This window comes from Streptomyces sp. NPDC004658 (assembly GCF_040609555.1).
Taxonomy (GTDB): domain Bacteria; phylum Actinomycetota; class Actinomycetes; order Streptomycetales; family Streptomycetaceae; genus Streptomyces.
Genome location: NZ_JBEXKG010000046.1, coordinates 45091 through 53104, shown reverse-complemented (window position 1 = coordinate 53104; position 8014 = coordinate 45091). Strand labels below are relative to the sequence as shown.

Annotated in this window: 9 protein-coding genes; 1 reads left to right on the top strand and 8 read right to left on the bottom strand. The window is 70.2% G+C overall.

Annotated features, from left to right (window positions below):
• From ABZV94_RS18405 to ABZV94_RS18370, 8 genes are all read right to left on the bottom strand, one after another.
• Window positions 1-1158: glycosyltransferase (locus ABZV94_RS18405; RefSeq protein ID WP_356341378.1), on the bottom strand; the 1158-nt coding region annotated here is incomplete at its 3' end.
• A gap of 29 nt (window positions 1159-1187) precedes the next feature.
• Entirely contained in the window at window positions 1188-2327 is a 1140-nt protein-coding gene (locus tag ABZV94_RS18400; protein ID WP_356341377.1) for a hypothetical protein, read from the bottom strand.
• A 61-nt stretch (window positions 2328-2388) separates the two neighbouring features.
• The gene (locus tag ABZV94_RS18395) at window positions 2389-3333 is read right to left on the bottom strand and encodes a UTP--glucose-1-phosphate uridylyltransferase (RefSeq protein ID WP_181412012.1); all 945 of its coding nucleotides are present in this window, start codon (window positions 3331-3333) and stop codon (window positions 2389-2391) included.
• A 114-nt stretch (window positions 3334-3447) separates the two neighbouring features.
• Entirely contained in the window at window positions 3448-4359 is a 912-nt protein-coding gene (locus tag ABZV94_RS18390; RefSeq protein WP_356341375.1) for a class I SAM-dependent methyltransferase, read from the bottom strand.
• A gap of 9 nt (window positions 4360-4368) precedes the next feature.
• Window positions 4369-4863: a hypothetical protein gene (locus ABZV94_RS18385; protein ID WP_356341374.1), complete on the bottom strand. Its 495-nt coding sequence runs from the start codon at window positions 4861-4863 to the stop codon at window positions 4369-4371.
• Complete coding sequence (locus tag ABZV94_RS18380) at window positions 4860-5396, bottom strand: dCTP deaminase (RefSeq protein ID WP_356341372.1); 537 nt, start codon at window positions 5394-5396, stop codon at window positions 4860-4862. The genes ABZV94_RS18385 and ABZV94_RS18380 overlap by 4 nt, the downstream gene beginning before the upstream one ends.
• Window positions 5397-5437: 41 nt before the next feature.
• Complete coding sequence (locus ABZV94_RS18375; protein WP_356341371.1) at window positions 5438-5959, bottom strand: deoxycytidine deaminase; 522 nt, start codon at window positions 5957-5959, stop codon at window positions 5438-5440.
• The gene (locus tag ABZV94_RS18370; RefSeq protein ID WP_024127430.1) at window positions 5956-6513 is read right to left on the bottom strand and encodes a hypothetical protein; all 558 of its coding nucleotides are present in this window, start codon (window positions 6511-6513) and stop codon (window positions 5956-5958) included. Before ABZV94_RS18370 ends, ABZV94_RS18375 begins: the two co-directional genes overlap by 4 nt.
• Window positions 6514-6784: 271 nt before the next feature.
• Between ABZV94_RS18370 and ABZV94_RS18365 the strand changes: the two genes are divergently transcribed.
• On the top strand, window positions 6785-8014 hold the full coding sequence (locus ABZV94_RS18365; protein ID WP_356341370.1) for a helix-turn-helix transcriptional regulator: 1230 nt from the start codon (window positions 6785-6787) through the stop codon (window positions 8012-8014).

Here is an 8014-nt window from a genome sequence, read left to right as displayed (position 1 = left end):
AGAGCCGACAGATCCCGTTGAGGACCCTGAGTCAGTCAGGCGTTGGGTCAGACCCCGCCGGGGAACGCTCACGTACATCCTCACTGTCAGGCGTGTCCGGGCGGAGGCGAAGGCCTGCAGGAGCACGGGGACGCGCTTGAAGTCGAGGAAGCGGCCGACCCACAGCAGCAGGGGGCGCAGGCTGCCGTCGGGTGTGTGCAGGCGTTTGAGGTCGGCGTCGGTGTAGCGGATGCTGCCGGCGGCGCCGCCGGGGGCCCAGCCGCGGGGTTCGTCGACGAGCCAGCGGCGCAGGTGCTGCAGGCGCGTGGTGTGGTCCAGGTTCAGCGGGCGGAAAGTGTGGGTGTCGACTCCATTGGGCACGACGGGGATCTCTTCGCGCAGGTGCAGGAGCCGGGAGGCGAGGGCCTGGTCGTGTTCGGAGACGGCGGCGAGCTGGCCGGCCTGCCGCGCGGCGCGGTGAAGGCGCTGGAGCCAGTAGCCGCTGTGCGCCCACTTCTCCCAGGCCGTGGACGTCAGCACGGCGGTGTCGGCGTCGCTGAGGCTGGCTGCCCTGGCCAGCCGGCTGGCTTCGGCTTCCCGGCGGGGGTTGCTGCTGTGCAGGAGGTGGGCCAGGTCGCTGGGCGAGTGGCCGGTGCGGCGGGCGAGGCTCAGGCGCTGCCTCATCCCTTGGATGATCTTCAGTTCGGTGCCGTGCAGGGTGGTGACGCGTGGCGTGTGCCGGTAGGCGGTGGCGGCGCTGGTCTGCAGGTGGCTGAGGTGGTGCAGGTGCAGCACGTCGGGGTCGGAGCTGCGGTGTTCGCTCAGGTGCCGCGTCCAGGTGCGCGTGAGGTGGTCGGCGGCCTGTTGCGGGACCGCGGTGAACAGGGGGTCCGGGCAGGTGCCGCGGTCCTCGTAGGAGGGATGGAAGGGGTGGTCGCAGAGCTGGGGGTTGTCTCCGCGCTTCCACGCCGTGTGGGCGGCGTTGTAGTCGAAGGGGTGCAGGTTCAGGCCCTGGTAGAAGGTGGCGGCGTGGGAGTAGTCGCCGCTTTTGCCCAGGGAGCCGGCGTGCAGGCGGGTGGTGTGGCCGAGGGCGTTCAGCTCGTGCAGTAAATAGCGGACGACCTGGGCGCTGCCGCCGCGCGGGTAGAACAGGACGGCGGTGTCCACGGACAGGGCCATGGTGGTCACTCCTGATTGCGGGGCGGCGGTCAGGGGGTGTCGATGATGAGCGGCTGGGCACCGGAGAGGCGGCCGGCCCAGTACCGCTCGTCGGGGTGCTGGGGGGCGCGCACCGTCGCGGCGAGGACCTGGGCGAGGTTGTGGCGGTCGCGCAGCGGCAGCGGCGTGGTGAAGACGATCGTGCGGGTGTCCTCGTGGACGGTGTAGTGCACGCCGCCGTGGTGCAGGCGGTCCAGGTGCCGGTCGATGTCCAGGCGGGTCAGGGGCTGCTGCAGCGAGACGGCGCGGCGGCAGCGCTCGCGCTGGCGGGCCGGGCAGCGGTTGGCGTTCAGGCACGTAGGTGTGTCGTGGACGCCGGCACGGTCGTGGCGGCCGAGCACGTAGGCGAGGGCGCAGGAGTTCGTCTGGTAGACGGGATGGTCGCGGTAGCGGTCGGGGAGATGGCGCAGCCACTCCCACGCGGTGCGCGGCCATACGGAGTCGGCACCCTGGGGGTCCAGGTGGGGCGCTGCGATGTCGGGCCACAGGGCGGTGATCTGGTCCAGGGCGCTGGGCTTGATCTTGGTGCCGACGGTGACAGAGCACTCGGCGTACCGGCTGGCCAGATCGAGGACGTTTTCCAGGACGTCCGGGTGGCTGTTCTGCGGGAGGAAGGGCCGCCAGTAGTGGACGACGGGGATGCCGGCGGAGTGCAGCCGGGGGAAGTTCGCGCGCAGGGCGTCGTGCTGGATGCCGCGTTCGATGTCGGGCCCGAGTCCGGAGTAGCTGAGGTAGACCAGGACCGGCAGCCCGGTATCACGGACCCGCCTGATGCAGTCGATGGCGTCGTCCGGGATGTGGCATTTGGTGATCAGGCACACCGGATTGCGGACCTGGGAGGAGGCCAGCGTCTGCAGCAGCGCGGTCAGGTGGGCGGTGTTGGCGCGGGTGGCGAAGGCGTCGGTGCAGGTGTAGAGGGCCAGAACCAGGTTGGGGTGGTAGTAGCGGTGGGCCAGCAGCTGGGCGACGGTGTCCTCGGGGCTGGCCAGGATGGTGGGTTTGACCCGGGTGAGGTGCAGGTCCTGGAGGTAGCAGTAGCCGCAGTCGCGGTTGCAGCCCTGGACGGGGTTCACCACGGCCCAGGTGTCGTGCTGGTCGATGACGGGTTCGAAGAGGGGGGCGGGTGACAAAGGGGGTCTCCTGTTCTTGGGGCCGCTCCTGCCCTGGGGCGGCCCCAAGAACAGGAGCGGCTCAGGGAGCGGTGTCGGGTGCTGGCGTGGCGCTGTCCGTGTCGTCGAGCTGGTGGACCAGGTCGCGCAGGGCGGGTCCGTAGTCGGGGTGGGCCAGTGCGTGGGCGAACTGCGCCACGAGGTAGTCGGCCGGATTGCCGGTGTCGTACCAGGTGCCTTGGATGACCTGTCCGTAGACCGCCCGGTGGGCGGCGTAGGCGTTGATCGCGTCGGTCAGGTAGACCTCGCCGACCGGCTGCCCCCTTTTGGAGGCCTCGTGCCACAGGCGGGTCTGCTCGCGCAGCTCGTCGACGATGCCCGGGGTGATGACGTAGCCGCCGATGGCGGCGTAGGAAGAGGGGGCGTCTTCGGGTGCCGGCTTTTCGACCAGGCCGGTGATGCGCAGCTGCCCCTCCCCGAGGTCCTCCTTGACGATCGGCACGCCGTACCGGCGGGAGTCGGCGGGATCCATCGGCAGCAGGGCCAGGACCGGGCAGCCGGTTTGCTCGTAGGCGCGGATCAGCTGCTGGGCCCGCGGGACCTCGGCGACGAACACGTCATCCGGCCACAGGACCAGCACGGGCTCGTCGCCGAAGCTGCGGGCTGCGTTGAGGACCGGTGTGCCGTTGCCGTAGGGGCCGTGCTGGTCGAGGTAGGTGATGTGGCCGCGCCGGGCCAGCTCGGCGACCTCCTCCACCGCCTCGGCGTAGGCGGTCTTGCCGTCGGCGCGCAGCTGGGCGACGAGCGAGGGGTTGGGGCGGAAGTGGTCCTGGATGAGGGACTTTCCTCCGCTGACGACGATGGTGATGTCCGTGATACCGGAGTCCACCAGTTCCCGCACGGTGTGCTCGATGACCGGCTTGTCGCCGACGGGGAGCATCTCCTTGGGGATGGCCTTGGTCAGGGGCAGCAGACGGGAGCCGAGTCCTGCGGCGGGGATCACGGCCCTGCGGATCGTCGGGGACATCAGGTCTCTCTCGGTCGATCGGCTCGTCGTGCCGGCCGACACGACGACCGCCGACGCTACCAACGGCCCGCCTGGGCGGGGGCGGTTCTAGGACTCCCCCGCCTGCCCGGGTGATCACCGGCACAGGAAGGTGCCGGTGAATTTCGTGACCGCGAAGTAGCCCTTGTCGGTGATGGCCGCAGCCACCTGGGCGCGCACCCGCTCGCGCAGCTCGCTGAAGAAGCTCTCGCCCAGACGCTCGTCGGGCTCGGAGGAGGCGCAGCAGTGGTTGTGGCCGATCTCGTAGAACTGCATGAACGGTTCGGGGTCGGTGAAGCGGAGCTGGTCCTGCCAGGTGCGCCGCTCCACCTGGTCGAAGTAGCGGCTCAGGATGTCGGCGCCGTTGTCCAGCGACAGCCGGCCCTTCGGGGTGGCCTTGAAGAGGTCGTCGGGGGCGCCCATCTCTTTCAGCGCGCTGAAGTGGACGTCGTACATCTCGAGCATGCTGTCGAGCCGGTCGGTGGTGAGGTGGAACAGGCCCTCAGCCCGCATGACGCGTCGGACTTCGGTGAAGCAGCGGTCGAGGTCGGGCACGTAGTGGATCATGTAGTTGGCCATGACGCGGTCGAAGGCGTTGTCGGCGAGCATGGACAGGTCGTCCGCGCTTGCCTCGATCCATGTGCAGGGGGTGGCGGTGCCGTGGAGCCGCTGCCGGGCGGCGTCCAGTACTGCGGGGGCGATGTCCAGGCCGGTGATGCTGCCGTCGGCCAGGTGCGGACGCAGGTGCTGCAGGATGAAGCCGTTGCCGCAGCCGAGGTCGAGCAGGTCCTCGGTGCCGGTCAGCTGCAGGTTGGCGATCATGTGGTCGACCATCGAGCGGGGGTTGGTGCGGAAGGCGTTGTGCACCCACTGCTTGATGTCGAGCATGCCGGTGTCCTTGAAGAACCGGTCGCGGGCGGTGGCCGCGGAGAATTCGAAGTGGCGACCGGGGATGACGCGTGCGGCCAGGGCGTCGAGTTCGGGGGTGCGGAAGTCGGGCTCGGTCATGGCATCTCCTCAAAGACGGGTTTGTGTGGGTGTCGCTTCGGGGGCGGCGCAGGCCGCCCACTTGGTGCCGACGTACTTGTGCGGGAGCAGGCCCTTGAGCGGCATCAGCTCGATGCCCTTGGAGCCGTTGATGGCGACGGTCAGGTCAGGGGCGTGGTCGAGGAGGAGTTCACGGCACAGGCCGCACGGGGGCACCAGGCGCGCCTCGGGCGGCTCGGTCGGCTTGGGGTAGCGGACGGCAGCGACAGCGACGAGGGCGGCGTCGGTGGACAGCCGCGCGGCGGACAGGGCGCAGGCCTCGGCGCACACGGCCGCCCGGCCGATCATGGCGTCCACGTGCAGGCCCACGTGCACGGTGCCGTCCGCGTCCAGGATCGCGGCCGCGATCTGGTGGCGGGCCAGGACGTAACGGCTGCGGATCGTCTCGAAGGCGGCCTGTACCAGCCGCTGGACGGCAGGGTCGCCGCGGCCGGTGGCCGGGGCGGGCACCACGCGGCCGCTCACCGGACCACCTCCGGCACGTCGGTGTCCTGGTGGATCTGGGAGGGCTGAGGGCCGTGTGATCCCTGGTACTTGCCGTCGTACAAGGTGATCTCCCCCTGGGTGTGCCAGAAGGTGACCTGGCCGAGCAGGTCGCCGGCATAGACCCGGACGGGCTGGACCGCACGGAGCTGGAACGTGACCTGCCCGAGAGAGCCGATGTCGATGAGGTCGGCCGTGCAGTGCACGTACAGGCCGAGCCGGGCGGCGCCGGAGCGGGAGTGGATGAGCGGCACGTAGTGCGTGCTGCCGACGGTCTCGACGCTCGAACCGAGGTAGATCCGGTCGGGCTGCAAGACGAAGCCGCCGGCCGGGATCTCCGCCACCTGGTACGGGTTGGGCCGGCGCGTGTCCAGCACGGCGCCGGTGTAGTGCAGCAGGTGGGGGCCCAGGGTCAGGTCGTAGGAGTTCGTCGACAGGTGCTCTTTGTCGAACGGGTCGAGTGTCAGGCGGCCCTCGTTCCGTTCCCGGTGGATCTCCGGTCCGGTCAGGATCACGGCGGTTCTCCTTCTTCGGTGAAGGGATGGCGCGGGGGCGTTCAGCTGGCGGCGAGGAGGTGCGGCGGGGGCACGCTCGCGTGCGAGCGGTGCCCGAAGGTGCCGGCATAGGGAAGGGGCGGCCCGGCGGTGCGCCAGAAGCTGACCTGGCCGATCTTCATGCCGGGGTAGACCCGGATGGGCTGCGTCGCCTCCAGCTCCAGCGTCCAGCGGTGCCGGGAGCCGCGGTGCCCGAGGTCGGCGCTGTACTGCAGGAACAGGCCAAGCCGGCCGAGTGAGGAGCGGCCGATCAGCCGCATCGCGAACCGGTCGCTGCCGATGACCTCCGCCGTGGTGCCCAGGTACACGGTGCCCGGCTGCAGCACGAGTCCTTCGGCCGGGATGCGGATCTCTTCCAGCTCGTGTTCGGCATGGGTGTCGGCCACCTGCGTGCGGTGCACCCGCACGGTCTGACCGAGCCGGTAGTTGTAGGACTGCGGGTTGAGCTGGCTGGGTTCGAACGGCGCGATCGTGACGGCGCCGAGCTGTCGCTGACGGGCGATCTCCCGCCCGGTGAGGATCACCGCAGCACCTCGCGGACCATGCGGGCGGCCTGCTCGCGCAGGGCCGCCAGCGAGCCGGCGTTGTGCACCCGCTGCCAGGGCTCCAGGCTGATCGCGGCCTCGGTGCAGTGGTGGTCGTCCCCCGCCGCGAGGTCGGCCCGCTGCTGCTTGCGCCGCACCCTCAGCTCTTCCGGGGCCGTGACCTCCACCAGCCGAAACCCCAGTCCGGCGAGCGCATCCACGTCCGGGGCGCGCATGTCGTCGCAGATCAGCACGGCGTTCGGGAAGCGGGCCTCAGCCTGCTGGACACGCGCGGCGAACGGCCCGGTCAGGGCCTCGGGGTTGATCCGCCGCATGGCCTCGCCCAGAGCGTTCAGCAGCAGCCCGTCCTGGGCGCCGCTCTCCAGCAGCGGCCGTCCCGCCAGCGCGTACACCAGCGCCTGCACCTCATACAGCGGTGCCGCGAGCTTGAGCCGCTGCACCTGCACTCCGGCTCGCCTGCCCTCGTCACACAGCGCCGTGGCGAACGTGCTCTTGCCCGCGCCCGGCCTGCCGTACAAGGCGATTCTCGGCATGACAAGGTCCCTCCTTTCGGCCAAGGGGTCGGTCGTGCCACCGCAGGCGCCCGAACCGCTGTACCTTGTGGCTGCTGCGGCCCACGGTGGTTGTCCGTTGCGGTGATAGTGGCGAGCCGCGCCACCCGCTCGGAAGGGATCGGCTGTCCGCAGGTGTCCTCAACCCCCTGCAGCCCAGTCCCGGCCCCCAGCAGAGCCATCTACGCTAGTCAGCGCCGTCCGCTCCGTGTCCGCACCACCCTGCGGACGCCTTCATGCCGTGGAGGTTGGGATGACGTCCTTCGCAGACGAACTGCGCCGCTTGATGGGGGATTTATCGCTGCGCAAGGTCGCGCAGCGGACGCACTGCGGCAAGAGCACCATCGGCGACCTGCTCAGCGGCCGCCGCTCCCCGACCGTCCGCCTCGCGCAGGCTCTGGACATGGCACTTGGTGGTGACGGCACACTGGTAGCGCTAGCCGAAGCCGAGCAGAACCAGAAGAGCGCGCGCGGGAAGTCCTCCGCGGCATCGCCTCCCGACGCCGCGGAGGACCTTCTGCCGGGATGGGATGACGACGTGCTGCGCAGGACGCTCCTGAAGGCCAGCGCGGCAACAGCCGCCCTGGCCGGCCTTGGACCCACCGCCGGCAATCCACTGGAGGGGACCAGCCACGACCTGCTGGTGGCCCACCAGGACTTACGAGCTGTCCACGGCCGCCTCGACAACCTGCGCGGCGCCCAAGCCGTGTACGCAGCCGCCAGAGACCACCACGACCGGATCTGCGCATGGCTCGCCACCACCAGCAGCGACACTGAGCGTCAGCGACTGCACGCCCTGGCCTCCGACACCGGCGGCTTCGTCGGTTTCCTCACCTACGATCTCGGCCAGTGCGAACTCGCCATCAGCCATTACCGTGACGCCGCGACGCACGCCAGCCGCGCGTCAGACATTTCCTCCTGCTGCAACCTGCTCGGGCAGACCAGTCGCGTCCTGGCTGACCTCGGCCACTACGACCAAGCCCTCCTCGTCGCCGACCGGGCTCTGCACCTGGCCGGCACCCGAGCCCACCCTGCCGTGCGGTGCTGGCTCCATGCCGTCCGAGCACACCACCACGCCCGCCTGACCGACCGCGCCTCCGCACACGGTGATCTCGACGCCGCCTGGCATCTGTTCAGCCACGCCGAGGACGGCGAGAAGCCGCCTTACATCGGCTACTTGAGCGAGGCCGAGCTGAACAAGTGGACCGGCCACACCGCCGTCGCGCTCGCCGTCTCCGACCGCACCGCCCTGCGCACCGGCCAGCGAGCCCTCGATGCCGCGCGCGCGGCCTGGCCCGCTGCCATGGTCCGCGGCTCAGCGGAAGTCCTCACCGCCAGCGCCCGCATGTCCATCGCCTATCACGACCATGAACAGGCCAAGAGCCTGATCGAGCAAGCCATCTCCATCGCAGCGACGACCGGCTCGGCACGGAATCTGCAAGCAGCACTGCACACCCGCGCGACCGTTCTCACCGGAACCTGA